The 24,085-nt window shown below is 42.9% G+C and carries 23 protein-coding genes; 10 read left to right on the top strand and 13 right to left on the bottom strand.

Going from position 1 to position 24,085, the window contains the following annotated elements; genetic code table 11:
• Positions 1 to 239: 239 nt before the first annotated feature.
• The 6 genes from hisG to H0262_RS12025 all read right to left on the bottom strand — a co-directional run bounded on the left by hisG (position 240) and on the right by H0262_RS12025 (position 5,659).
• Positions 240 to 935, bottom strand: coding sequence for an ATP phosphoribosyltransferase (gene hisG / locus H0262_RS12050; protein WP_181210902.1), 696 nt, complete (start codon positions 933 to 935; stop codon positions 240 to 242).
• 138 nt (positions 936 to 1,073) lie between these two features.
• Positions 1,074 to 2,342, bottom strand: a complete 1,269-nt coding sequence (murA, locus tag H0262_RS12045; protein ID WP_020444326.1) for a UDP-N-acetylglucosamine 1-carboxyvinyltransferase — start codon at positions 2,340 to 2,342, stop codon at positions 1,074 to 1,076.
• A gap of 117 nt (positions 2,343 to 2,459) precedes the next feature.
• Complete coding sequence (locus tag H0262_RS12040; RefSeq protein ID WP_310502993.1) at positions 2,460 to 2,711, bottom strand: BolA family protein; 252 nt, start codon at positions 2,709 to 2,711, stop codon at positions 2,460 to 2,462.
• A 161-nt stretch (positions 2,712 to 2,872) separates the two neighbouring features.
• Positions 2,873 to 3,823 (bottom strand): alpha/beta hydrolase, encoded by a 951-nt coding sequence (locus H0262_RS12035; RefSeq protein WP_020444327.1) that lies wholly within the window; start codon positions 3,821 to 3,823, stop codon positions 2,873 to 2,875.
• 245 nt (positions 3,824 to 4,068) lie between these two features.
• Entirely contained in the window at positions 4,069 to 4,914 is an 846-nt protein-coding gene (locus tag H0262_RS12030) for a BON domain-containing protein (RefSeq protein WP_181210901.1), read from the bottom strand.
• A 226-nt stretch (positions 4,915 to 5,140) separates the two neighbouring features.
• Entirely contained in the window at positions 5,141 to 5,659 is a 519-nt protein-coding gene (locus H0262_RS12025; RefSeq protein WP_011514508.1) for a YraN family protein, read from the bottom strand.
• A gap of 159 nt (positions 5,660 to 5,818) precedes the next feature.
• Here H0262_RS12025 and rsmI point away from each other — a divergent pair, with 159 nt between their 5' ends.
• Positions 5,819 to 6,775 carry a 16S rRNA (cytidine(1402)-2'-O)-methyltransferase gene (gene rsmI, locus H0262_RS12020; protein WP_181210900.1) on the top strand — a complete coding sequence of 319 codons (957 nt, stop codon included), beginning with the start codon at positions 5,819 to 5,821 and terminating at the stop codon, positions 6,773 to 6,775.
• 61 nt (positions 6,776 to 6,836) lie between these two features.
• Entirely contained in the window at positions 6,837 to 7,856 is a 1,020-nt protein-coding gene (locus H0262_RS12015) for an adenosine kinase (protein ID WP_181210899.1), read from the top strand.
• 100 nt (positions 7,857 to 7,956) lie between these two features.
• Here H0262_RS12015 and H0262_RS12010 read toward each other — a convergent pair whose 3' ends face one another.
• Entirely contained in the window at positions 7,957 to 9,261 is a 1,305-nt protein-coding gene (locus H0262_RS12010) for an O-acetylhomoserine aminocarboxypropyltransferase/cysteine synthase family protein (protein WP_133104829.1), read from the bottom strand.
• Between the two features lie 224 nt (positions 9,262 to 9,485).
• Positions 9,486 to 10,169: a Fe-S biogenesis protein NfuA gene (gene nfuA / locus H0262_RS12005; protein ID WP_041753256.1), complete on the bottom strand. Its 684-nt coding sequence runs from the start codon at positions 10,167 to 10,169 to the stop codon at positions 9,486 to 9,488.
• Between the two features lie 366 nt (positions 10,170 to 10,535).
• On the opposite strand from nfuA, the gene H0262_RS12000 reads away from it, so the two are divergent.
• From H0262_RS12000 to H0262_RS11985, 4 genes are all read left to right on the top strand, one after another.
• On the top strand, positions 10,536 to 11,495 hold the full coding sequence (locus H0262_RS12000) for an alpha/beta fold hydrolase (protein ID WP_181210898.1): 960 nt from the start codon (positions 10,536 to 10,538) through the stop codon (positions 11,493 to 11,495).
• 206 nt (positions 11,496 to 11,701) lie between these two features.
• A complete protein-coding gene (locus H0262_RS11995) occupies positions 11,702 to 12,751 on the top strand; it encodes a bifunctional nicotinamide-nucleotide adenylyltransferase/Nudix hydroxylase (RefSeq protein WP_149409993.1) in 1,050 nt (349 codons plus the stop codon).
• Between the two features lie 110 nt (positions 12,752 to 12,861).
• A complete protein-coding gene (locus tag H0262_RS11990; RefSeq protein ID WP_181210897.1) occupies positions 12,862 to 14,259 on the top strand; it encodes a nicotinate phosphoribosyltransferase in 1,398 nt (465 codons plus the stop codon).
• Positions 14,253 to 15,095: an SGNH/GDSL hydrolase family protein gene (locus tag H0262_RS11985; RefSeq protein WP_181210896.1), complete on the top strand. Its 843-nt coding sequence runs from the start codon at positions 14,253 to 14,255 to the stop codon at positions 15,093 to 15,095. Before H0262_RS11990 ends, H0262_RS11985 begins: the two co-directional genes overlap by 7 nt.
• 127 nt (positions 15,096 to 15,222) lie before the next feature.
• On the opposite strand, the gene H0262_RS11980 is transcribed toward H0262_RS11985, so the two are convergent.
• Positions 15,223 to 15,504, bottom strand: a complete 282-nt coding sequence (locus H0262_RS11980) for a type B 50S ribosomal protein L31 (RefSeq protein ID WP_011281173.1) — start codon at positions 15,502 to 15,504, stop codon at positions 15,223 to 15,225.
• Positions 15,505 to 15,929: 425 nt separating this feature from the next.
• Between H0262_RS11980 and H0262_RS11975 the strand changes: the two genes are divergently transcribed.
• Complete coding sequence (locus H0262_RS11975; RefSeq protein WP_181210895.1) at positions 15,930 to 16,553, top strand: YceI family protein; 624 nt, start codon at positions 15,930 to 15,932, stop codon at positions 16,551 to 16,553.
• A gap of 119 nt (positions 16,554 to 16,672) precedes the next feature.
• Here the strand turns inward: H0262_RS11975 and H0262_RS11970 are convergent, their stop codons facing one another.
• Positions 16,673 to 17,107: a hypothetical protein gene (locus tag H0262_RS11970; RefSeq protein ID WP_020444339.1), complete on the bottom strand. Its 435-nt coding sequence runs from the start codon at positions 17,105 to 17,107 to the stop codon at positions 16,673 to 16,675.
• 625 nt (positions 17,108 to 17,732) lie between these two features.
• Here H0262_RS11970 and H0262_RS11965 point away from each other — a divergent pair.
• The gene (locus H0262_RS11965) at positions 17,733 to 19,310 is read left to right on the top strand and encodes an FAD-dependent oxidoreductase (RefSeq protein ID WP_259275464.1); all 1,578 of its coding nucleotides are present in this window, start codon (positions 17,733 to 17,735) and stop codon (positions 19,308 to 19,310) included.
• 92 nt (positions 19,311 to 19,402) lie between these two features.
• Here the strand turns inward: H0262_RS11965 and H0262_RS11960 are convergent, their stop codons facing one another.
• Positions 19,403 to 20,080 carry a TIGR00730 family Rossman fold protein gene (locus tag H0262_RS11960; protein WP_133104836.1) on the bottom strand — a complete coding sequence of 226 codons (678 nt, stop codon included), beginning with the start codon at positions 20,078 to 20,080 and terminating at the stop codon, positions 19,403 to 19,405.
• A 344-nt stretch (positions 20,081 to 20,424) separates the two neighbouring features.
• Here H0262_RS11960 and H0262_RS11955 point away from each other — a divergent pair, with 344 nt between their 5' ends.
• A complete protein-coding gene (locus H0262_RS11955) occupies positions 20,425 to 21,318 on the top strand; it encodes an alpha/beta fold hydrolase (protein WP_181210893.1) in 894 nt (297 codons plus the stop codon).
• Between the two features lie 10 nt (positions 21,319 to 21,328).
• Here the strand turns inward: H0262_RS11955 and H0262_RS11950 are convergent, their stop codons facing one another.
• Complete coding sequence (locus H0262_RS11950) at positions 21,329 to 22,057, bottom strand: putative quorum-sensing-regulated virulence factor (RefSeq protein ID WP_181210892.1); 729 nt, start codon at positions 22,055 to 22,057, stop codon at positions 21,329 to 21,331.
• Positions 22,058 to 22,398: 341 nt separating this feature from the next.
• Here H0262_RS11950 and H0262_RS11945 point away from each other — a divergent pair, with 341 nt between their 5' ends.
• The gene (locus H0262_RS11945; protein WP_181210909.1) at positions 22,399 to 22,989 is read left to right on the top strand and encodes a M23 family metallopeptidase; all 591 of its coding nucleotides are present in this window, start codon (positions 22,399 to 22,401) and stop codon (positions 22,987 to 22,989) included.
• A gap of 13 nt (positions 22,990 to 23,002) precedes the next feature.
• Here the strand turns inward: H0262_RS11945 and phoR are convergent, their stop codons facing one another.
• The gene (gene phoR, locus H0262_RS11940; protein WP_181210891.1) at positions 23,003 to 24,073 is read right to left on the bottom strand and encodes a phosphate regulon sensor histidine kinase PhoR; all 1,071 of its coding nucleotides are present in this window, start codon (positions 24,071 to 24,073) and stop codon (positions 23,003 to 23,005) included.
• Positions 24,074 to 24,085 lie beyond the last annotated feature (12 nt).

The following is a 24,085-nucleotide window of genomic DNA, read 5'->3' as shown; positions in this document are numbered from 1 at the left end:
GGCTTTTTCCTATATTTGAGCATGAATACGGTGGTAAAAAGGATAATATAAGGGCTTAGATGCCAGCTTATTTATAGCAATCACATTCAGACTATAAGGTGCTTTTACTAGCTGACATGCAAATACAATAAAACCAGTTTAGCACGCTATGTTCTCCTTAGAGCGCTAAACTGGTTTGGAATTTTGTATAACCATACTTGATATTATCAATCTACGATACGCTTTTATCATGTACTGATTTATGAAGTACTGCTGATACTATTTTTAAAACTATCCAATATCGGCTCAAGCAATGAAAACTTGCGCTTATAACTGACTTGGTTGACGATAAGACGGGAGGAGACATCACAGATATGATCGCGCGCTTCGAGTCCATTGGCACGTAAGGTATTGCCCGTATCAACGACGTCGACTATCAAATCACCTAAACCAACCAAGGGCGCAAGTTCCATCGAGCCGTACAGCTTGATCACATCAACTTGCTGTCCTTGACTTGCAAAATAAGCACGGGCAACATTCACATATTTGGTGGCAATACGTAGGCGACGGTTTGGCAAAGGTGTATCTTTTACGCCAGCGGTCATGAGCTTACACTGAGCAATCTTCAGATCTAATAATTCATAAACATGATTGGCGCCATGCTCAAGCAAAACATCTTTACCTGCCACACCAAAGTCCGCTGCACCGTGTTCAACATACGTTGGCACATCGCTTGCGCGTAAAATTAATACTCGGACATTGGGATTTGAGGTTGGAAAAATAAGCTTGCGTGAGGCTTCAGGATCTTCCAATAATTCAACGCCAGCGGCACGCAAAAGTGGCATCGTCTCTTCTAAGATACGACCCTTGGATAATGCCAGTGTTAAGCCTGAAAACTCATCATTTACTTCGTTTAATAAACCACTGGTTGGTAAGCTGTTGGTTGCTTCAGTCATAGTGACGCTGGTCCGTGTGCTGATGGTGCTGAAAGTTGTCGCCGTCAAAGGGCATTTTTAATATTACACTAGGCTTAAAATTTATTTTGATTATAACGCCAGTGTTAATACTAGCGTTATAACTTTTAGCAAGCCATATTAATCATTGCTGTTAATACGCTCGATATTGACACCAAGCGCACGCAATTTGTCTTCAACGTGCTCATAGCCCCGGTCGATATGGTAAATGCGGTCAATTAAGCTCTCGCCTTCTGCTGTTGCGGCTGCCATTACCAATGACATCGAAGCACGCAAATCAGTCGCCATCACAGGCGCGGCTGTAAAGCATTCAACCCCTTTTACCACAGCCGTATGACCGTCTACTTGGATAGAGGCACCCAAACGATTAAGCTCAGGGACATGCATATAACGGTTCTCAAAGATATTTTCGATAAAGGTACTGGTGCCATCAGCCAAACAAGCAATCGCCATCACCTGTGCCTGCATATCCGTTGGAAAACCTGGATGCGGCTGGGTACGAATATCGACCGCTTTTGGTCGACCTTTCATTTGCGCGCGAATCCAATCATCACCCGTAGTGATAATTGCACCCATGTCTTCAAACTTTTCTAGCACAGGTGTTAATAGTAGCGCAGAAGTATTCTTAGTCAATACATCACCGCGTGTCATCAAAGCACCTGCAAGGTAAGAGCCTGTTTCGATACGATCTGGCACGACCGAGTACTCACAACCATGCAAGCGCTCAACGCCTTCAATCGTCATGGTTGCTGTACCAATACCACTGATTTTAGCACCCATTGCGACCAGCATATTAGCCAAATCAACCACTTCTGGCTCAAGCGCACAGTTGCCCAAAACAGTCGTGCCTTTAGCAAGTGCTGCTGCCATGATGACGTTTTCAGTACCGCCTACCGTCACCATGTCAAATGAGAACTTACAACCTAGCAGTTTGCCGCCTTTTGGTGCTTGCGCGATTACATAGCCGTTTTCTACTGTAATACTAGCACCCATTGCTTCAAAGGCTTTAAGATGCTGATCAACGGGGCGCGAACCAATCGCACAACCACCCGGCAAGGATACTTCTGCCTCACCAAAACGTGCCAACAATGGACCCAGTACTAAGATTGAGGCGCGCATGGTTTTAACCAAATCATAAGGCGCATAAAAATTATCGATACTCTTGGTATCGCAAGTGACGGTATCACCCTGCTTTTGGATTTTGATACCCATGCCACCGATCAACTCAATCAAAGTGCGCACATCTTGTAGCGATGGCACATTGTGCAATGTCGTCGGCGTCTCAGCCAATATCATAGCCGCAAGCAACGGCAACGCGGCATTTTTAGCGCCTGAAATGGTGACTTCCCCTGCGATACGACTACTACCAGTGATTAAAAATTGATCCATAAAGGTGACAACCTAACGATAAGTATAAAAATAATGAAAAACCGAATCGGTTATTAGCGGCAAAAATACTTGCTCGTGATAAACAATCCAGTCGTAAATAAAAAGCTTTAACCTACTCTAGCCTTGCGATTGAACATCCCATTCAGCAGGCGTTAACGCTTGAATATTGAGCGCATGAATATCACCATTGGCGATTTTATCATTGACCAAAGCATAAACGGCTTGCTGACGTTGAACGGCGCGTTTGCCCTCAAAACTGGCATCAACCACACGCACATCAAACTTAGTTCCTTGATTGGCAGCTTGAATAAAGGCATCTGGAAAATGCGTTTGTAAAAATGCAATCAAATCGTCAGCGTTCATGCTCATAGAATATTCTGCCTTAAGGTTTTAGATAGGGTATAGAGGTAAAGTGACGACATTATAACAAGAGTTTGACCATCTTACAGCACTGTCTTACACAACGATGCTTAACCATTATTAGCCTAAAATAGAATCAATACCCATGTCGGACTTATTAATTGCAACCCTTATTTAAGGGTTTTATCCAAATAACTTAATACTTGTGCACGTACATCATTGACCCAGCGTAGAGGTGGTGCCATCGCGCCAATACTGGTGGCATGACTGGCACCGGCAATTTCACTTGTCTGCACGGTAACACCTGCCGCTTTTAACGCCTGTGTCATTTTGATGGTATTGGTTGCATAAACAACTTTGTCTTTTTCAGCAGTCAATAATAAATACGGCGGCTGCTGCCCTTTGATCTGACGATCTGGCATTACCTCATCAGGTGTCGCGTCGGCAGCAAAAGCGGTGACGCTACTAAATTTACGAAAGTCATAACTATAAGGACCTGCAATACCAATCACTGCAGTGATATCTTTTGGCTTAATACCATAAGGCTTTAAAAAATCCTCATTGGCGACCGCAGCAACAGCGTTAAACGCTCCGGCAGAATGACCAACGACTGCAAAACGCTCTGGATTGGCATGGAAACGCTTGGCATTTTTATAGCTCCACGCAATCGCTTGCGCCGTATCTTCGACATAATCAGGATAGACATGCTCAGGGGCTTTACGATAATTAATCACTGCCGTCACATAACCTGCTTGCGCCAAACTCTGCCCGACAAAAGCATATTCTTCCTTACTACCACTCTCCCAAGAGCCGCCATGGACGAATACCACCATCGGATAATCTTGTTTGATAGTGGTATTCGTTTTCATAGCCTGCGCTAAAGGTTTTGGATAGTAAATATCCAAATCTTGTAATGGCTCGTCACCATACAGGATATCTTTACTAACCCCAATGCCGCCATTTGAAGTAATACCATTAACGATAGCAAGCGCTGATAACGCTTGTGCTTGCTGCGTCGCTAGCGCAATACTGCCCACTGCCAACGCAGTAGTAACCCCTACACGTACGAGTTTGGACATTCCTACCTTAGGTCGCTGTACATCATTATTTAAAGCCTTCATAGCAGTATTCCTGTTATATGTCAGTCAGTTGTAGATTTATAATCTTACCTACACTGCATTAACTATATTTGCGATTAATATTTTTTGACTGTACATATTTTACGGAATAACAGGGGATTTATCGTGCTTCTACTGTTATGGGTATTTAGTGTTCTTGTGAGTGATATTTGGGCTACTTTAAGATAAAACTAGCATTAGATAACAATATCTTATCAAGATTAATCATTCATTTAGCTCACTTCAATCTATGGGTTTCGATACAGGTCAATGTAAGGGCTGGATGAAGGCTCGGTAACTGGCGAGCCATCCTCGGTCACTATAATAGGTGTGGCACTGATAGTCGCATCCGCTGCGACAGAACCACTGGTATTAGGTATTGCTCTGTTATTAACGACTGCAACTCTAGTTGGATGGGCTGAATTTGCAGCATTAGCCTCATACATGATGTCATCGTTACCCAGCTTTACGCCTCGATCATCGACGACAGTAGTCAGTAGTACCAATTCTGTAACACCAACCGTGCTATTGGCAATATCAATCAGATGGCTTTGCTGCGTCGGTGTCATACGACCCATGATATAAACCACGCCATTATTGGTCACTGCTCTAATTTGTGACGCTTTTACCCCATCAGCAGCGGCCGTTTTCGCCATCAGCTTTGAGGTGATATAACCGTCATGGACAGTTTGGCTATAGCCTTTTGAAGCACCAACTGTCAGCTCATTATAGACTTGACGAACATCTGGCATAGAGCCTACGACTTTACTAACTTCTGCCTTAATTGTTTCAGTCGGCACTTCACCGGTCAGTAATACAATACTATTAAAGCTATCAATACTCATGCGACTGGTTTGCTGCAAATTTTCCTGCAAACCATAAACGTTAATCTTGACGGTATGCTCAATACTACGATCAAGCAGACGCTGCGGAATAGTACGCTCAGTCATGGGCACGCCATAAGTACCTTCTGTACTATTGGTCAAATAATTGGTGGTACAACCAGTCGTGACAATGGTCGACATTAATATAATGCCTATCGCGTTACGGCGCGGTGAGCCAAAAATAGCAGTGCGCAGATTCATCTGTGTCATGATTTACCTCTTTAGTACATGAGTATTCATAATAAATAATAGCAACAGTCAATGATTGTAGTTTTAACAAATATGACAAAAACTTGATTCAATAAAATTATTTTAGTGCCGCTACTCTACTGAATTTTTACTGCTTACAGTTAGGCTTTTGGTAACGACAACTTCATTTAATTTGCTTTGACATTATAAAATTAGCCACGCTTAAATAAATCATAAACAAGTCTTATTACCAAGCTGACGTGATAAATGCGCCTTGTAGCCATTCAGGCTGATTAATTTCTAACCGTTGATTTGGTTGATTGTCCAACGTGATATTGGCTTCATTTTTATTTTTTTTATTCATTGTATTATAAGCAATCACATCAAACCGACATTCATATTTATGATATTGAGGGTTTTGCTGTAAAAAATGACGCGCTGCTTTGATAATTTTACGTTGCTTGCCTGCTGTGACGCTGATAGCCGCATCACCAAAATATGAGTGCTGTCTTTGCCGTACTTCCACAAATACCAGTGTCGACCATGCTTGTCCTTTTTCTAACATCACTAAATCAAGCTCGCCAACTTTAGGCTGCTGCCAGTTTTGCGCAACCAAAATCAACCCTCGCTCTTGCAAAAACTCACACGCCCGCTGCTCAAATCGGCTACCTTGGCGCTGTTTTGGAGAGGTTAGCATTAAAGGTTTATCATTTGCCATGACGTCTATTAGTCTGCTCAACATTTCAGAATTATCATAGCACATCATGCTAAACTAACCACTTTCGCGTGTTGATACTGCTAGGATTTTTTACACTGTGCTTAAGCCTTATTTGATAAGGCATTTTTGCCTTTAATGTTGTTAGCCAGTTTTATCAGTCAGTGCGCCATATCCCTTTATTTATTATCTTAATGACCCGAGGTTTTCATGTCTAGCCCTACCGCGATGCCAGCTTGTCTATATATCGTTGCCACGCCGATTGGCAATCTGAGCGACATGACACCGCATGCGATTGATGTCTTAAAGCAAGTCGCTATCATTGCCTGTGAAGATACGCGCACCTCAGGTAAGCTGTTGTCACACTTTGGCATTAACACCAAAGGCAGTAAGGATGATGATACTGAAGAGGTAACAGTACACAATAATAAGAATGATGGCGAAAAAGACCCTGATAGCACGGCTAAACAAAAAGGTCATAATAAGCTTTGGGCTTATCATGAGCATAATAGCGCCATTCAAACACCCAAAATTATTGAAATGATTGAGCAAGGTCATTCCGTTGCCTTGATTAGTGATGCTGGCACGCCACTGATTAGTGACCCAGGTTATCAATTGGTGCAAGCAGCACATGCTGCTGGCGTTCGCGTATCCCCTATTATTGGTGCCTCTGCTGCTATTGCCGCACTGTCTGTTGCAGGATTGCCCTCAGACCGCTTTAGCTTTATTGGTTTTCTACCAGCAAAAACCCATGGTCGTCAAAAGCAGCTGGCAGCATTGCACTCTCGCACTGAAACCTTAATATTTTACGAAGCGCCGCACCGTATTATTGCCAGTTTAGAAGATATGGCGACTGTATTTGGTGCTGAGCGCGAAGTAACGTTTTGCCGTGAATTGACCAAAACCTTTGAGACCGTAAATAAAAGTACGCTTGGCGCTTTGGTTGAATTTGTTAAAGCGGATGACAATCAGCAGCGCGGCGAAATAGTGGTGGTGGTCGCAGGAGCCAATATTGCCCAAGACGATGATGACATCAGTATTCATGATAAATTGCTGCAACGACTGCTAGAGGATTTATCGGTGAAAAAAGCCGCTGCTTTAGGGGCTGATATTACTGGTGTCAAAAAGAATGCACTCTATCAGCGCTTACTTGAGCTACAAGCATAATAATTTTTGGATATTATAACCAAACAGACGCAGTTATAAATTCTTTGAGGAGAGATAAGCAATGTACGATGTGATGGCGATAGGTAATGCTTTGGTTGACCACGAATATCTGTTATCAGATGCTGCACTAGAAGAAACTGACCTGACTAAAGGTAATATGACGCTGGCAGGTATTGAAGAACAACAGCAATTATTGGCATATTTTAAGCTGGCAGAAATAGAACCATCAAAACAAGCGGGTGGCGGTTCAGCTGCCAATGCCATGTACACGTTTTCAAGTTTGGGCGGTAAACCTTTTTATGCCTGCCGCGTCGGCAACGATAAGCAAGGTGAATTTTATTTAAAAGACTTACATGAAGCAGGTGTTGCCACCTCACCTCAGTCCATTCATGTAGGCGGTGTAACTGGCTCATGTGTGGTTGCAGTAACTGAAGATGGCGAGCGTACTATGCAGACGTTCCTAGGTACTTCAAGCGATATAACCGCTGATAACGTTGACTTTGACGCGTTAACTCAAGCTGAGTGGTTGTATTTGGAAGGCTACCTTGCTATGTCTGCAGGTATTCAGCCAGCGATGGATCAATTGCGTCAGCAAGCGACTGTAAACGGTGCCAAGATTGCCGTTAGCTTTGCTGATCCAGCCGTTGTGAAATTCGCTAAAGAAGGTTTGCTAAATATGCTCGGCAATAAAGTTGCGGTGATATTCTGCAATAGTGAAGAGGCACGTTTATTTACAGATGAAAAAGAATACAAGTCAGCGGCGCGTGCGCTACTTGAATACTGTCAAATTGTAGTAGTCACTGACGGTGCTAATGGTGCGGTGATTGCACATCAGCCAAATGATGAGTCCGACATTGAAATTCACGATATCCCTACGCCAGCAGTCGATAGTGTCATCGATACCAATGGTGCCGGTGATAACTATGCGGGCGCATTTCTATATGCTTTGTCACAGCAATATAGTTTGCCAGAATGTGGTCGTCTTGCCAGCGCAGTTGCCGCGCAAGTGATTCAACAGCTCGGTCCACGTTTAGCGTCAGAAGATTATCAGAATATTGCCAAACGTGTACTGACTGCTTAAAAAATGAAGCCTAATACTTAGCAGTGTTTAGATAGCTTAGAAAATAAAAAAGCCCATATCGATTTGATATGGGCTTTCTGCTTTATAAACTATTATTTAATTAAGCCGCAGCCAATGCTTGCTCTAAATCGGCTTTGATATCTTCGATATGCTCAATACCAATTGATAAACGAACCATATCAATGCTGACGCCTGCCTTTTCGAGCTCTTGCTCATTGAGCTGGCGATGCGTGGTCGTCGCTGGATGACAAGCTAGTGATTTAGCATCACCGATATTCACCAAGCGTGTAATCAGTTGCAGTGCATCAATAAAGCGCGCGCCTGCTTCAAGCCCACCTTTTACCCCAAAAGTCAAAATAGCAGATGGTGTACCTTTCATGTATTTTTTGGCAAGTTCATGCTCAGGATGGTCAGGCAGACCAGCATATTTTACCCAAGCAACTTTATCATGATCACGTAGATACTCTGCAACCGCTTGCGCGTTTTGAACATGACGCTCCATACGTAAACCTAGCGTCTGTAAACCTTGCAAAATACTAAAGGCATTGAGCGGGCTTAACGCTGCGCCAGTATTTCGCAGCGGTGCCACACGAGCACGGGCGATAAATGCCGCAGCGCCAACGTCTTTGACGAAGTTTACGCCATGATAGCTAGCATCTGGGGTATTTAATAACGGAAAACGTTCAGGATAATCGCCCCAAGGGAAAGTACCACTATCGACAATAGCGCCACCAATCGAGGTACCGGTACCGCTCATATATTTGGTCAATGAATGAATGACAATATCAGCACCAAACTCAAACGGACGACATAGCGCAGGTGTCGCAACGGTGCTATCAATCACCACTGGCACGCCATATTCATGCGCGATATCACTGAGTGCTTGGATATCAATAATATTGCCAAGTGGATTGCCGATACTTTCCGCAAAGACCATTTTAGTTTTATCATCGATTAAATCACGAATCGCGGCAGGGTTTTTATGATCGAAAAAGCGAACTTCGATACCTTGGCGTGGCAATGCATGAGCGAATAAATTATAAGTACCACCATATAGTGTCGATACCGCAACGATATTATCGCCTGCTTCACAAATGGTTTGAATCGCATAAGTGATGGCAGCCATACCAGAAGCCACAGCAAGCGCGCCGATACCACCCTCAAGTGCAGCAACGCGCTCTTCTAGTACCGCATTGGTCGGGTTCATGATACGGGTATAAATATTGCCAGCGACTTTTAAATCAAACAAGTCTGCACCATGCTGGGTATTATCAAAGGCATATGAGCTGGTATGATAAATGGGCACGGCGACCGCTTTGGTGGTCGGCTCTACAGTATATCCGGCATGAATCGCCAAGGTTTCAAGGCGTTGATTATTTTGCTTAGCTGGTTGTCCGTCACTCATGTTGTGCTCCTATATATTTATTCGCTATCAAAAAATACTTGGTAATTAAAATAGCTATCGCTAAACGATAGGCATAAAAAAAGCTGAGTTAATCATAACTCAACTTCTTTATGAAAAGAATAGCAAATTATCCATCGCTTAATGACAAAAACGCATAAGCAATAAAAAACAAGCATCCTGTTCGTACTTATAATCACCGATTAGTTTTATTAATCAAAGCATTCTTATTTATAATAAGCGTTTTCAGTACGCGTATGATCGGTCTCATCAATCACTTGAGTAAGCTCTGGTATTTGCTGTTTCAGCTGCACTTCAACACCTTGACGCAAAGTCATATCAACCGCTGAACAGCCTTGACAACCGCCACCAAATTTCAATACGGCAGTCAAGCCAACGCCTTCTTCATCAATCAATTCAAGCAATTGCACATCACCACCATGCGCCGCTAGGCTTGGATTGATCTCAGACTGCAACACATAGTTGATACGCTCTTCCACACTGGCATCAGCGCCCACTTTTGGCACTTTGGAGTTTGGTGCACGGAAGGTCAGCTGACCACCAAAACGGTCTTTATTATAGTCAATCACCGCATCTTCTAAATAAGGTACTGACGCCGCTTCAATAAAGGCAGAGAAATTATCGTAGCTGAATTTCAGGTCAGCACTATCCTCTTCGCCTGGCTGATTGTAAGCCATACAGCACTCAGCACGCGGTGTACCCGGATGTTCAACAAAAATACGTACGCCAATACCATCCGTATCTTGCTTAGATAGCAAATCCGCTAAGTAACCTTGCGCCGCTTCCGTGATGGTAATATTGCTTTTAGCTTCGGTTTGCTCAGTATCAAGCGCTGACTCGTAATCGGCAGCAGGTTCTACTTGAGTATCCGTTGGGTTATGTTCACTCATAATGCGTCCTATCTGTGTTATGACACCAGCGTGCTGTGTACCCGCTTCTTGTGTCGTCAATGCAAGGGAATATGTGTCAGTGACTATCATGCTTATCGCTTGTTGCTTTGACCATGACAGCTATCTATTTATACGGCTCATTATAGCGCACTTAGTCGACTATTCCGACTGCAGCGGTGTGAATTAGCAGTGGCTATCTGTAATGATCCTCACTTATAGTGAGCTGACCGTATCTTCATTGTATATAAAGACAGTAAGCTGACTTATCAAGTCTATGATGCATTCAGTGTAGTTAAAAGCTGTTACAAGCAATGATAGCAGCTAAAGAAATTTGCTCAGAAAACTTAAGTCTTAAGAGAGCCCTGTATGTTGACTGAAAATCTAAAATTTGTGAGCACAAGAGATAATGTACAAATCGCTATTTGGCACATTTTTGATAGTGAAAAACAGCATTATTTATCTGATAGCTCTACTCATAAAGCCCAAAATATCTTTTTAACTCATGGTACATTTTCAGACAAAAAAACCTGCTTGAGAATCGCTGAATACTTAGCAATACTCGGACATCACTGTTATATCATGGAATGGCGCGGTCATGGTGCAAGCTCAGCATCAAAAGATAAATTTAACTTTGAAACCATTGCCACTTATGATTTTGCTGCGACGTTTGACTATTTATGTTATCAATTAAACCTCGATAATCTGCACTGCGTCACTCATAGCGGCGGCGGTATCGGCTTAATCATGTTTCTCATTCAAAACCCAGACTGTATCGGTAAAATAAACAGTATCAGCCTGTTTGCCTGCCAAGCCTATGGCGCTGCCTTACACCCTATTAACCGTGTTAAAATATTTATCGCTAAATATCTCAATCGCTTATCGGGCTATATTCCTGCGCAAAAAATCAAACTGGGTCCTGTCAATGAAAGCTACCATACAATGAAGCAGTGGTACGACTGGAACTTACAGCAAAACTTTCACAGTAGTTTTATCAAGCAAGGCGATACGAATAAAAGCAATGTGAATAAGAACAGGGCGACACATATACTTGCTGATCCTGTGCCTTTTGATTACCGACAGCATATGCCAAAGATTACCATACCCATATATGCTATTAGCGCCAAAGGTGACCAGTTTATCTCCCCCACTTTGGGTTGTCGCGCACTGTTTAATGATATTAACAATCATGCGAATACCTTTCGTGAGTACTCGCTCAGCAATGGCAATTTAGACGACTATACGCATAGCCGCATTTTAAACAGCCGTCATGCTGCCAAAGAGATTTGGCCAACAGTTGCGGCGTGGATTGACAAGCATAGCGACTAACTTTATATATTTACCTCTAGCTTGATTGCTCAATAATATAGATACAGCCTTAAACATCTTTACACTTGCCAGCCAGTTGCAGCCTGTGTCAGTATTGATGTCTTTAAATTATTTTGAATTGATAATATTTTGAATCCTAGTTAATAACCAATAATTAAAAAATCCCTATTAATAATTGATAGCAGTACGGCAGGAGCTGGGCGTTTATGAGTGAAGCATCAGAGCAAACTTCAAATAAAAACAATACACACTATCGCTATTTGGTATTTATCGGGCGTTTTCAGCCCTTTCATTGTGGTCATAAAGCAGTTATTGATGAGGCACTCAAGCGGGCTGACAATGTGATTATGCTCATCGGTTCTGCTAATCTGCCACGTAGTTTGCGAAATCCATTTAGTGTTGCTGAGCGCGCGGCTATGATTAAGGGCGCTTATTCAGCAGAGGAAGCTGCGCGTATCCACTGCGTTGGACTCGATGATGCACTCTACAATGACACGCGTTGGCTACAATATGTACAAGCTGGCGTCAAATCCGTCACTGGTGATTTGCAGACTGATATCGGTCTGATTGGTCACTCAAAAGACAGTTCATCGTATTATTTATCTTTGTTCCCCAACTGGGCATCGGTCTCCGTACCTAATTATCATAATTTATCCGCAACGCCTATACGCGACAGCTATTTGATGGGTGCTACGCCGACACCTGAGCGCACCCCTGAGTCAACGCGCAACGTATTGGATGAATTCAAGAAAACAAGCGAATATCAACAACTGCACGATGAAGCCGATTTTGTTGATAAGTATAAAAGACAATGGGAGTCTGCTCCTTATCCGCCAACCTTTATGACCGCCGATGCCTTAGTCGTACAGTCAGGACATATCTTGCTGGTTGAGCGCCGTAGTATGCCGGGGCAAGGATTGTGGGCACTGCCGGGTGGATTTTTAAACCCAAAAGAGACACTATTTGACGCCTGTATCCGTGAGCTCCGTGAGGAGACTCGCCTCAAAGTCCCTGAGCCCGTATTGCGTGGCTCTTGTCATAGTCAGCATACTTTTGACGATCCTTACCGCTCAGCGCGTGGGCGTACGATTACTCAAGCATTTTATTTTCAGCTCAAAAATGACCCAAAAGGCCTGCCAAAAGTAAAAGGCGGCGATGACGCAACCACAGCGTTTTGGTTACCGCTCGCCGAGCTTGATGCCAAAATGATGTTTGAAGATCATTATGCCATTATCACCAAAATGGTCGGCTTATAGTATTTTGTCAGAAGGCTATGCGTTCCTTTATTAATAATTTCCCAAACCGATAGACGGTAAAGGCTTCGCGCTGCCATCGTTGCGGCAGCTCAAAGCAGAGGAGTTCTGTGATGTACACCAGTAATTTAAATAATTTAATCCTAAATAGCGACAGCTACAAAACCTCACATTGGGTGCAATATCCAAGCGGTAGTGAATACCTATCGAGCTATATTGAGGCACGTAAAGGCGACTACGATGTGGTGTTTTTTGGACTACAAGCGTTTATCAAAGAATATCTAAGCACGCCAATCACTCATCAAGACATCGATGAAGCCGAAATGGTCATTCAAGCACATGGCTTAACCTTTAACCGTGCTGGCTGGGAGCGCTTGGTTGATAAACATGGTGGTTATTTACCACTACGTATCGAAGCCATACCTGAAGGTAGTATCGTGCCTGTATCCAATGTCGTCTGCCAAATCATAAATACCGACCCTGAGTTTTATTGGCTACCAAGCTATATCGAAACGGCGCTACTGCGCGCAATTTGGTATCCATCAACGGTCGCTAGTGTCTCGCACTATTGTAAAAACATCATTCGTCAAGCACTAGAGAAGTCTGCGGACAATACAGAATCGCTAACCTTTCGTTTGCATGATTTCGGCTCACGCGGGGCTTCTAGCCAAGAGTCTGTCGCCCTCGGTAGTCTTGCACATTTAGTCAATTTTGCCGGTACCGATTCGATGACGGCTTTGGTGGCTGCCAGCCGCTGGTATCAGATGGATAAAGACATGCCAGCATTTTCTATCCCTGCCGCTGAGCATAGCACGATGACGGCATGGGGACGCGACGGTGAAACTGCTGCCTTTGCCAATATGATTGAACAGTTTGGTGGCGCTGGTAAAAGCTTTTCTGTGGTCTCTGACAGCTATGACTTATGGAATGCCATTGACAATATTTGGGGCGGCAGCCTAAAAGACGACGTAAAAAATATGGGCGGTACCTTAGTTATCAGACCAGACAGTGGCGACCCAGCCAAAGTCGTGCGCGAAGCCTTGGAGCGTCTGGCAGTAAAGTTTGGTACGACAGTCAACAGTAAAGGCTACAAAGTCCTGCCCGATTATGTGCGTGTTATTCAAGGTGATGGCATCAGTCCACAAAGCTTGAGTAAGATTATCGATGTGGTCATGAAAGCAGGCTTTAGCGCTGATAACGTGACTTTCGGTATGGGTGGTGGACTGCTACAACAAGTCAACCGCGATACCATGAGCTGGGCAATGAAAGCCAGTGCTATCTCTATCAATGGTATATGGAAAGACATCTATAAAGACCCGATCACCAGTCGTTCAAAGCGCTCGAAAAAAGGGCGTTTGGCATTAATCAAACACAGTAATGGACAGCTAAAAACGATTAAGGCTGATGAGCTTACTGCTGAGAGCGATAACCTACTGCGTAATGTTTATGTTGATGGAAAATTACTTATAGACGAGAGTCTAACTATTATTAGAGAGCGTGCAGGATGGTAGCTACTAGCAAAATACAGAATAAAATAGCCGCTGCTGCAAAGGATGTTTTATTTGCTCCTGTATACCTTTATCAAGGTCGAAAAATCAAACGAGATACGGTCCGTTTGCCTGAGCCAAATGGAGAAAGACATGGGTCTGTGCAACTGGATCATGCCAGTAACGAGTCAGCCGCTCAGAATAAACCCGCACTACATATCATGATCGTTGGTGATTCAGCAGCGGCTGGGGTCGGTAGTGAAACGCAGCAAGAAGCGCTCGTTGGTAAGCTCATTCCAATCTTGCAGCAGCAGCCCACTATTAATGAGCAGTTTGCGGTATTGAACTGGTCACTGCAAGCGACAACGGGGCACACCAGTTTTGATATTCTACGCAGGCTATATATTATGCCAGCACCAAATGAGCCTATCGATGTGATGATACTAAGTGTTGGGGTCAATGATACGACATCGAGTGTTGCTGTAGACAAGTGGCAACAGCAAATCAAAGATATTATTGCCATCGCTCAGCGTAAGTTTGGCGTGCGCGAGTTGGTTTTTTTAAGTCTACCGCCTATGGCACAAATGCCAGCAATACCTGCTCCGCTAAATAACTTTGTTGGCGCAAAAGCGTCTATTCTTGACGGAATATTGCAGCAAATCTGCAGGGCTCATGATAACGTCACTTATATGGCAACGGATTTCCCACGTATGATCGCTGAGCACTCTAACGGTACGCCGATCGATATCAAGGTAATGTTTGCGAGCGATGGCTTTCATCCAAGTAGCCTGATGTATGGCTATTGGGCGCAGCAATTGTCGGAGCTGATAGTAGAGTTACTCGACTCTTCTAACACTTAATTCATTCGCCAAAAGATCAAACAAAAAAAACCGCTGAATAGTCAGCGGTTTTTTATATTCTTAATACCATCACTATGCATGCTTGAAAACACACATGCTCAAAATAATATCACACAATACGTGTGAATTATTCTGCAGCGTCAGTATCAGCAGCTTTCTTACGGCCACCAAACGCACCAAAACGTTTGTTGAAGCTTGCAACACGACCTTCAGTAGAAGTTTTACGTTGCTCACCAGTATAGAATGGATGCGACGCACTTGAGATATCAAGTGGGTAGTATGGATATTCTGAACCTTCGTATTCACGAGTGGTTTTGGTTTTAACAGTTGAACGAGTCAAGAAGAACACGTCAGCGTTAGTGTCGTGGAATAAAACTTCTTGGTAATTAGGATGGATATCTTTACGCATAATAAACTCTCTATGTCCGATGTATGTATAACGACTTTGCAAAACAGCATTTTTAAAGATGCGTTCAGCAAACGATGACATACGTAACTGAGGCACTAAGGACATTCTCAGTCTGGCAACTGCGTCACTGGCTTATTCCAGCACCCAATACCACACCTCTGCTCACTTAGCCTTTCCCCAGCGGGAAAATCAAACCGCGATTTTACCGGTTTTTGGGGTTTGATGCAAGCAGCAGTTGTGAGGGTTATCGATGCTAATTTGTCACTGCAGCATCAATAGTATTGAGGCAGATAGACAAGCTGCGTATAATAATACGTTAGATAAGATAATCAATAACTATTAATTTTTAAGGTTAATTTAATAATAGTATTCAATTAGTATTGGTGATTTAATTATCAATACTAACATTTAATAAGGGTAAGACAATGAAAAATACAATCGCGAAAAACAGTATAAAAGCTGTTCTATTTGGCTCAGCAATTGCTATGACAACGCTGGCAAGTGCGGCGCTGCCAACTCAATGGCAGCTAGATGACGCACATACCCGTGTCGGATTTTCAGTCAATCACTTAGGGTTTTCGACCACCATGGGTCACTTTAATGATGTCAAAGGTATGGTCAATTATGATATTAAAGCACCTAATAAAGCCAATATGAATTTCACTATTGTTACTGACAGTATCGATACCAATTGGGATGCTCGCGATGCTCATTTAAAAAAAGATGAGTTTTTTAATGTAGCAAAATATCCAACCATGACTTTTAAATCGACTAACATCACCTTTAAGAATCCACAACAAGCCACAGTCACAGGTGACTTCACTCTACTGGGTCAAACCAAGCCACTGACCCTAGATGTGACTTTGAATAAAATAGCCAATAGCCCAATGACCAAAGAGCCAGTTATTGGTTTTCGTGCCACCGGTGTGATTGACCGAGCTGCTTATGGCATGACCGCTTTTGCAAGTGGTATTACGACTGAAGTACCCATTCAAATAGACGGTGAGCTGATTGAGAAAAAAGCGGCGACGAAGAATAAAGCAAAATAGCTTTATACATATCAATGTTATGCTTTTATGAAGTAAGTTTGCAGTTAAAAATATCGTAATAAAAAGCAGCCATTAGATGGCTGCTTTTTATGGTAAAACTTAGTCTTTATATTCAGACCTTACTTGGTTCTAACGATATGCCAAACACCAAGTTTATTGTCGCCATCTTTATCCCCAACATTGGTGTCATTGGCATAGAAATACAGCGGCTTGCCGTTCATGGCCCATTGATACTTGCCGTCTTCACGTTGGAAGGCAGCAAACTGCCCTGAGGCTTTGGCATTGCTAGGTGCCATAAATGCCGGCCAAACTAGCATACAAGCGCTACCACACTCTGATCTATTCATCGAATCTTTATCAAAAGTATACAAAGTCATATGGTTACGAGAATCAACCAACATGCCGTTTTTACTCATGACAGGCGCAGTATTTTTATTGGTTGCTTGCACGTCATGCATACCAGAGTCGTCATTACCGACCATATTGTTTAGCGTTGAACAACCGCTAAGAGCCAACACACCACTAAGAGCGGATAAAACTAAAATATGTTTCATAATAACTTCCTTGTCATTGTCATCATAGATTGTTAATTGTTATTAGATCGTTCTTATCACTCTAGGATTTAAGCCATAATAAATTGCAAGCAAATATCTTAAACCCATTATTGAGATTTTAAATATAGCATAGGATTTATAGCTGTTATTCTTGTCCTCATATAAACTTACAAAAGCCCATAAACATTACAATTTCGCCAAACAAAAATACTTAATACCATCATTAATTAGCGGTTTTAAGAGAAAGTAAATATGCTCGTCCCTATGGTAATAATAGGATGATGATTTTAAATTGAATTAAAAATATTATCTTGATTAAGTTATTTTATACCCAATAGAATTTTGGGTTAAACGTTGACAAAAATCATGTATGCACTTACCAATTTGCCGTTCTATTCCCCAACGTTTTTTGTAGAATAGCGCTATAGAAATTAAGCATGACTACACAATGGCGAATGTGACCATTGAGATTTATGATCACTGTTGAACTTGACTGCCTCTGCACGCATATCAATATCCATAAGCCGCCTCATGCCTATGCCAAGTACGCCTTTAAATACTGATTTAAGTACCACTTGATGCAAATGCTATTAAGGATATAACCTCGACAATGACTCACTCTCTCATGAATAATCAAGTAATTGCTACTCAACGTGTCGGTATCCTCGGTGGTGGTACGGCGGGGGCAACCATTGCCATTCGATTGGCAGCGTTAGGGCTTGAAACTTACGTGTTCGAAAAAAACAAATCGCTGATTGATGGTCCGCCTATGTGCCATTTGCATGCCGGTGGCAATCTCTATCGCGAAATCCCTGACGAGGACTGCGTCGCCCTTCTCAAACAGTGTATCGATATTTTACGTCTTTATCCTTATACTATTGATGTACGTCCAACGGTATTTGCGGTGCCGACTCGTGATGACGGCTTGCCCGAAGACTTGCTACCGCGGCTTGAGATATTGACCGATGCGTATCGTGAGCTGATTGCTCAAGATGCCAACAACAAAGTACTGGGCGAACCAGAAGATTATTACCAGCTCTACAGCCATGAACAACTGATTGCATTGTCTGAGCGTGAGCAAGTGACTGTGCCAACTACCGTTGATGAATGGATGATACCGGTTGCTAAGTATTTAGATTTAAATAAAGTTAAATTTCCGCTGATTGTGGTACAAGAATATGGCTGGAATATCTTTCGCTTGGCAGCATCGGCGCAATTGGCATTAGATGGTTATGAGCATGCGCATGTCTTTACTGATACTCAAGTAAAGCAGGTCATGCCAGTTGATTGTGAAAACTGCTCAAATGCTGATCATCATGTGACCAAATGGCGTATTGATTATCAGCAAGGCGCTGGTTTAGATTCTGAAGCGCAATCTAATAGCAAAATCGAGTCCATCGAAGTCGATTACCTCGTGAATGCCTGTGGTTTTCGTACAGGGGTTATTGATGATATGGTCGGTGTCAAAGTCACGCGTATGGTAGAGTTTAAATCTTCTTATATTACTCATTGGGAAGATACCGGTGGACAGATACCAGAGATTATTGTCTATGGTAATCGCGGTACACCTGAAGGGATGGCACAACTAACCCCTTATCCAGGTGGTTATTTTCAGATACATGGCATGAGTAATTTTATCACGCTATTTAATGATGGTTTGGTGGCTTCAAGCAAAGACAGTGCCCAACCAAAATTGCCGCCGCAATATGTGCACTATATCGAAGATGGTTGGGACAAAGCACCACTACAAGCGCGTAGCCAACAAGCGATTGATTATGTGGCAGAATTTGTACCGACCTTCCATAGTGCCCGTACTGTCGGCAATGCTTTATACGGTGGGCAGCAAATTCCTGGTGAGGATGATACACTGCGGGTCGCTGATGTGAGCTTGTACTCTAATATTCGCTATGCCCGTGCTGAAAACGTCAAAGCATCTTCAACTCTAATTGCAGCAGATCAAATCGTTGATGAATTGAGTGAGCTTGGTTTGATTGAAATTGATACGCCCGTGAACCGTAATCGCTATGCTCATGAGTGGGCGTATCTGGCGCACAACGACAGTCTGGCTATTGAGACAGTCGCCCGTGATTTGGCAAAAGAGCGCGGCTTTCCGCTGGCGATGGCAGGCGTCAATCGTGGTATTCGCGAAAAAGCGTTAGAGGATTTAAATATTGATAATAGTTCAGATAATTATAGGACTTAAGAAAGACGTTTTTAATTAGCGGACAAAAAAAGGGAAAGAATTGGTTTTTTTAGCCATTCTCTCCCTTTTTTCATATTTGCTTATATCTGCTTTTAGTTGCCAGCCATCTTTTCTGTATTGACAGCAGCATCTATTTTGACCATCGTCTGCAGTAAATCAATGGCATCACCAATCGTGTTACATACTACCAAGCGCTCAAGATCTTCTTGCTTCATAAAGCCTTGCTCAGTGGTATATTTTAAATGCTCAATCATACGATCATAAAAACCATTAATATTCAGAATAATCATTGGCTTTTCATGTTGATATAGCTGGCGCCATGTGGCGATTTCCATGATTTCCTCTAAAGTACCAAGTCCACCCGGTAAAGTAATAAAGGCATCAGCATATTCTGCCATCACTGTTTTACGCGTGTGCATGGTATCTGTGAGATGTAAACGGGTCAGCTGCTCATGAGCAATTTCGTGTTTGAGCATAAAGGTTGGAATCACACCGACTGCTTCTGCACCACCTCGAATCACTTCATCAGCCACTGCGCCCATCAGCCCGATACTCGCGCCGCCGTATACTAAACCCATGCCATTGTCTGCTAATGCCACACCAAGCTCTCGTGCGGCTTGCTCATATATGACATCATTACCCAAACGCGACCCACAATAGACCGCAACTAGCGGCATAGTTAACGCTGATTTATCCACGGCTTTTTCGATATTAGTAATATCTTGACTGGTAATCACTTCATACGTGTCATTGTTGATTTTCATTTGCATATAGCTTCCTTAACTTTTATATCAATTGTTTTTATTAAGAACTTGTTTGTTAAAGCGTTTTTTATCCGTGCATGTTGAATAGTGAAGACAGTTATTCAGTCCAGTCTTAATGGATCATATCATGCAAGATAAATTGAGATAGAACTTAGAAGTCATATTTGAGCACCTTCCCTACTGAGATTTATTTTAACATAAGCAATGCTATCACGCGGTCGCAACCATTTATCACTACGCAATTACTACATTTTTAAGGCTACACATTGGCAGCTTATTGCAAATTAACACTCTATATTTACTAGCAAAGCTCATTCATAAAAATGACTACAATATATTAAGGTTTAACCATGGAAAACAGCCCTACTATTACTCAAACAGAGGCTTATTCATTAAGCATTATGACCGTTCGCAATCAGGCATTGGCAGCGACTGTCTATCGTCCCAAAATACCTGTAAAGACGGCCATCATGATAGCGCCAGCGACGGGTATCAAACGTCAGTTTTATCACAATTTTGCCACTCACTTAGCCGAGCATGGCTTTGGCGTACTAACTTTTGACAATGAAGGTATCGGTGAGTCACTCTCAACTGACTTGGCAAAATGTGACGCATCTCTAATCAGCTGGGGTCGCCATGACATGCCAGCCGTCCTTGATGCCTTGCAAGATGAATTTACCGATGCCACTTATCATTTGATTGGTCATAGCGCTGGCGGTCAGCTGATTGGTTTGATGCCAAATTCCCAATCTATTGCTTCAGTATTTAATGTCGCCTGCTCATCGGGTCGTATCAAAAACATGGACCTGCCTTATAAGCTTAAGGCCATAGGTTTTATGGAGGCATTTATTCCTCTCACTAATTTGACGTTAGGCTATACGCCATCGGATAAAATCGGCATGGGCGAGCCGCTGCCGCGCGGCGTAGCTCGTCAATGGCGTGAGTGGTGTAATGGCGCAGGTTATATCAAGACTGCTTTTGGGAAAAGTATACACACGCATTTTTATGATGAGATCGATATGCCAGCATTATGGCTAGGGTTTAGTGATGATGAGATTGCCAATAGCAAAAATATAGATGATATGATTCGCGTTTTTACCAAAATGCCAGTAGAAAAACGCTTTTTATATCCCAAAGATTTTGGTGTTAGTAGCATCGGTCATATGCGTTATTTCAGCAGCAGGACGAATGCTAAAGCGCCTAAGCTGTGGCAAATGGCTATTGATTGGTTACATAATCAATAGACTTCAGAGCCTATTTAATTACGGATTCGTCTATTGATTCTTTTGCGTTTGCTGCCGCTTCTGCCTTGATGCGTTTGGTCAATGCAGAATAAAGCGACGGCTGCATATTATGTATATTACCCAGCATCCATTTTACATAGCTAATAGGTACATCTTTGATTGGCATGCCTTTATGCTTGCCAAAGGGCATTTTACTAACTGGATTGGCTTTATTGGCAATAGCATGCGCTGCTGCAAAATCAGTTGGTGCAATCTCTAAGCGCTCGCAGCAAGCCTGATACAGCAGATAACACATACGAGCATCACCGAGCGCATCATGAGCGGCAATCGTCATCCTACTAGCCTCACCCTTGCCCAATAACTGCTCGATACACTTGGACTGACCATAGGCGCTCCATTCAGGAAACGCGACGCGCGCCAGCCTAACGGTGCAAATTAGCTTAGCGGAAGGACTACCAATCACCCGCCAATCAAAGCGTACATTATGCCCAATAAGATACTCAGGTAACTCAAACTGCTCAAGCTCAAACCGCTCAAGCCCTGCTACATCGTCATCGGTAATGCCATGGACTCTAATCACAACTGGCGATATCGAGCGCCCACTATTAAAGTATTTCATCCACTCAAAGCCCGTAGCTACGTTAATCGTTGCCACTTGGATAGGACGTGGATCACGACCTTGATCGGTTTCGGTATCGATAATCAGCGCAGTATCGACCATATTAAAAGCAGCAGCCATAAAAATTTAACCATAGCAAGTTGGACATAAATGACAGACAATTTTGCTCGTTTAAAAGGAGCATTATAATTAATCTACTTTTAAAACAGCAAAACACTACTGGGGTTAATTATTCGCAGCCTCTGTCTGCGTAGGCACAGCAAGCAAGAAAAATTAACCCCAGTAGTGATTGATAACATTTGTACTTCTTTTATTCAGAACCAACTACATAATAGATGCCATTAGATTCAGTAGCTTTTCATTTATGGGGATAAAAGTCAGATATAACAATGCTATACGAAGAGCCAAAGGTATTATCTATATAATATTAGTGAAAGCAATAATAAGATAAAGAGATGTCGATGCGACCAGATGGCAATCACGAACAACCAAATCCTACGTTTATCAGCCGTGCAATTAGCGTACTTATCAAGGCCGCAGTATTGCTGATGCTATTATTCGTATTTGACAGATTATTACCAAGTATCAGCCAACAAACTCAATCATTTTTCATAGCAAAATGGCAGCAGCTTAGCCTATTGCAACATCCGCTACCAACAGAGAATAGCCTGCCAAATCCGCTACCCAAGCAGCATCTGACTGATACATGGGGCGCTGCTCGTAGTCAAGGTCGCTCACATGAAGGGATTGATATTTTTGCGGCGCGCGGCACACCGATTCAAGCGACGACCCAAGGTATCGTCAGCAAGGTAGGCGAAAATACGTTAGGCGGTCGCGTCGTTATGATAGTGGGACCAGGCGGCGCAGGACACTATTATGCGCATTTGGAAGACTATGCTGACATTTCTCCCAATGACTGGGTAAATGCCGGTGATACCATTGGTTACGTGGGTGATAGCGGCAATGCTAAAGGCACACCGCCGCATGTTCATTATGGAATTTATATTAATGGTAGCGCGGTAAATCCTTATCCACTTTTGCAAAAGGATTAAAGTGTATTAAGCATTAATTCATTGCGGCAGATCGTACATGGTTATTTGGAAACACGGCACTAAATGTCGAACCAATGCCTTCTACAGACTCAATTTGCAAGCTCGCTTCGTGCTGATATAAGACATGTTTTACAATCGCCAGTCCAAGCCCCGTCCCACCTGTTGCTCGGCTGCGCCCGCTGTCAACGCGATAAAAACGCTCAGTTAAACGGGCAAGATGCTGCGGCGCTATACCGATACCATTATCTTCAACAGCAAATCTGCAGCCCTCAGCAGTCTTAGTCCAACTAATAGAGATATTGCCACCTTTTGGTGTGTATTTAATCGCGTTAATCACTAGATTGGACAGTGCGCTATTTAGGTACATCTCTGATCCATATAGTCCATCATAGGTATCAATATGCAAGTGAATCGTATGCTTATATTCTTGATTATACGCCTGCGCATCATCATAGACATGAGTGAGCAGCTTGGTCATATCGATATCATTAAACGCATGGGTTTCTTCGATTTCGATGCGAGACAGTAGCAATAAGTCATTGACCACCCTATTCATGCGTGCCGTTTGCTGAGTCATCAGCTCAAAACCGCGTCGCCAATTCGCAGGCATATCTGGCTGATCAGAGAAATTCTCCAGATATCCCATCAAGACCGTCAATGGTGTACGTAGCTCATGCGAGACATTGGCCACAAAGTCGCGGCGCATCGCTTCTAAATGCTGCAAACGGGTCACATCATAAATGATTAGTAGTTTTTCATCGCCAAATGGCGTCAGCTCACACTTTAGATAGCGGTTTGGGTCTTGCCAAGAGACGATATGCACACTCTCGTCGGCATCGGCATCGTTATTAAGCGTCGTTGCCTCCTGATAATACTTAATAAATTCAGGTATTTGAATGAAGTCAAAAATGCGCCTGCCTTTATCTGAGGATTGCAACAATAATAAATCCTGCGCCGCTTGGTTCCACCATTCAAGTCCATCATCGTCATTGAGCAAAATCACGGCATCACGTAATGCTCGTAAAGCACTTCTGATTTTTTTAAGTTGATTTGTGGCACCTTGCTCATTATCTTGGATAGGCATTTTTATTTATCC

This window comes from Psychrobacter sp. D2 (assembly GCF_013608135.1).
GTDB classification, from domain to species: domain Bacteria; phylum Pseudomonadota; class Gammaproteobacteria; order Pseudomonadales; family Moraxellaceae; genus Psychrobacter; species Psychrobacter cryohalolentis.
The sequence above is the reverse complement of the archived record's forward strand: the minus strand, read 5'-3'. Positions and strand labels throughout refer to the sequence as shown.

Coding starts and splice junctions, on each gene's coding strand:
- hisG (WP_181210902.1), bottom strand. CDS start 935: ATGACTGAAGCAACCAACAGCTTACCAACCAGTGGTTTATTAAACGAA.
- murA (WP_020444326.1), bottom strand. CDS start 2,342: ATGGATCAATTTTTAATCACTGGTAGTAGTCGTATCGCAGGGGAAGTC.
- H0262_RS12040 (WP_310502993.1), bottom strand. CDS start 2,711: ATGAGCATGAACGCTGACGATTTGATTGCATTTTTACAAACGCATTTT.
- H0262_RS12035 (WP_020444327.1), bottom strand. CDS start 3,823: ATGAAGGCTTTAAATAATGATGTACAGCGACCTAAGGTAGGAATGTCC.
- H0262_RS12030 (WP_181210901.1), bottom strand. CDS start 4,914: ATGACACAGATGAATCTGCGCACTGCTATTTTTGGCTCACCGCGCCGT.
- H0262_RS12025 (WP_011514508.1), bottom strand. CDS start 5,659: ATGATGTGCTATGATAATTCTGAAATGTTGAGCAGACTAATAGACGTC.
- rsmI (WP_181210900.1), top strand. CDS start 5,819: ATGTCTAGCCCTACCGCGATGCCAGCTTGTCTATATATCGTTGCCACG.
- H0262_RS12015 (WP_181210899.1), top strand. CDS start 6,837: ATGTACGATGTGATGGCGATAGGTAATGCTTTGGTTGACCACGAATAT.
- H0262_RS12010 (WP_133104829.1), bottom strand. CDS start 9,261: ATGAGTGACGGACAACCAGCTAAGCAAAATAATCAACGCCTTGAAACC.
- nfuA (WP_041753256.1), bottom strand. CDS start 10,169: ATGAGTGAACATAACCCAACGGATACTCAAGTAGAACCTGCTGCCGAT.
- H0262_RS12000 (WP_181210898.1), top strand. CDS start 10,536: ATGTTGACTGAAAATCTAAAATTTGTGAGCACAAGAGATAATGTACAA.
- H0262_RS11995 (WP_149409993.1), top strand. CDS start 11,702: ATGAGTGAAGCATCAGAGCAAACTTCAAATAAAAACAATACACACTAT.
- H0262_RS11990 (WP_181210897.1), top strand. CDS start 12,862: ATGTACACCAGTAATTTAAATAATTTAATCCTAAATAGCGACAGCTAC.
- H0262_RS11985 (WP_181210896.1), top strand. CDS start 14,253: ATGGTAGCTACTAGCAAAATACAGAATAAAATAGCCGCTGCTGCAAAG.
- H0262_RS11980 (WP_011281173.1), bottom strand. CDS start 15,504: ATGCGTAAAGATATCCATCCTAATTACCAAGAAGTTTTATTCCACGAC.
- H0262_RS11975 (WP_181210895.1), top strand. CDS start 15,930: ATGAAAAATACAATCGCGAAAAACAGTATAAAAGCTGTTCTATTTGGC.
- H0262_RS11970 (WP_020444339.1), bottom strand. CDS start 17,107: ATGAAACATATTTTAGTTTTATCCGCTCTTAGTGGTGTGTTGGCTCTT.
- H0262_RS11965 (WP_259275464.1), top strand. CDS start 17,733: ATGAATAATCAAGTAATTGCTACTCAACGTGTCGGTATCCTCGGTGGT.
- H0262_RS11960 (WP_133104836.1), bottom strand. CDS start 20,080: ATGCAAATGAAAATCAACAATGACACGTATGAAGTGATTACCAGTCAA.
- H0262_RS11955 (WP_181210893.1), top strand. CDS start 20,425: ATGGAAAACAGCCCTACTATTACTCAAACAGAGGCTTATTCATTAAGC.
- H0262_RS11950 (WP_181210892.1), bottom strand. CDS start 22,057: ATGGCTGCTGCTTTTAATATGGTCGATACTGCGCTGATTATCGATACC.
- H0262_RS11945 (WP_181210909.1), top strand. CDS start 22,399: ATGCGACCAGATGGCAATCACGAACAACCAAATCCTACGTTTATCAGC.
- phoR (WP_181210891.1), bottom strand. CDS start 24,073: ATGCCTATCCAAGATAATGAGCAAGGTGCCACAAATCAACTTAAAAAA.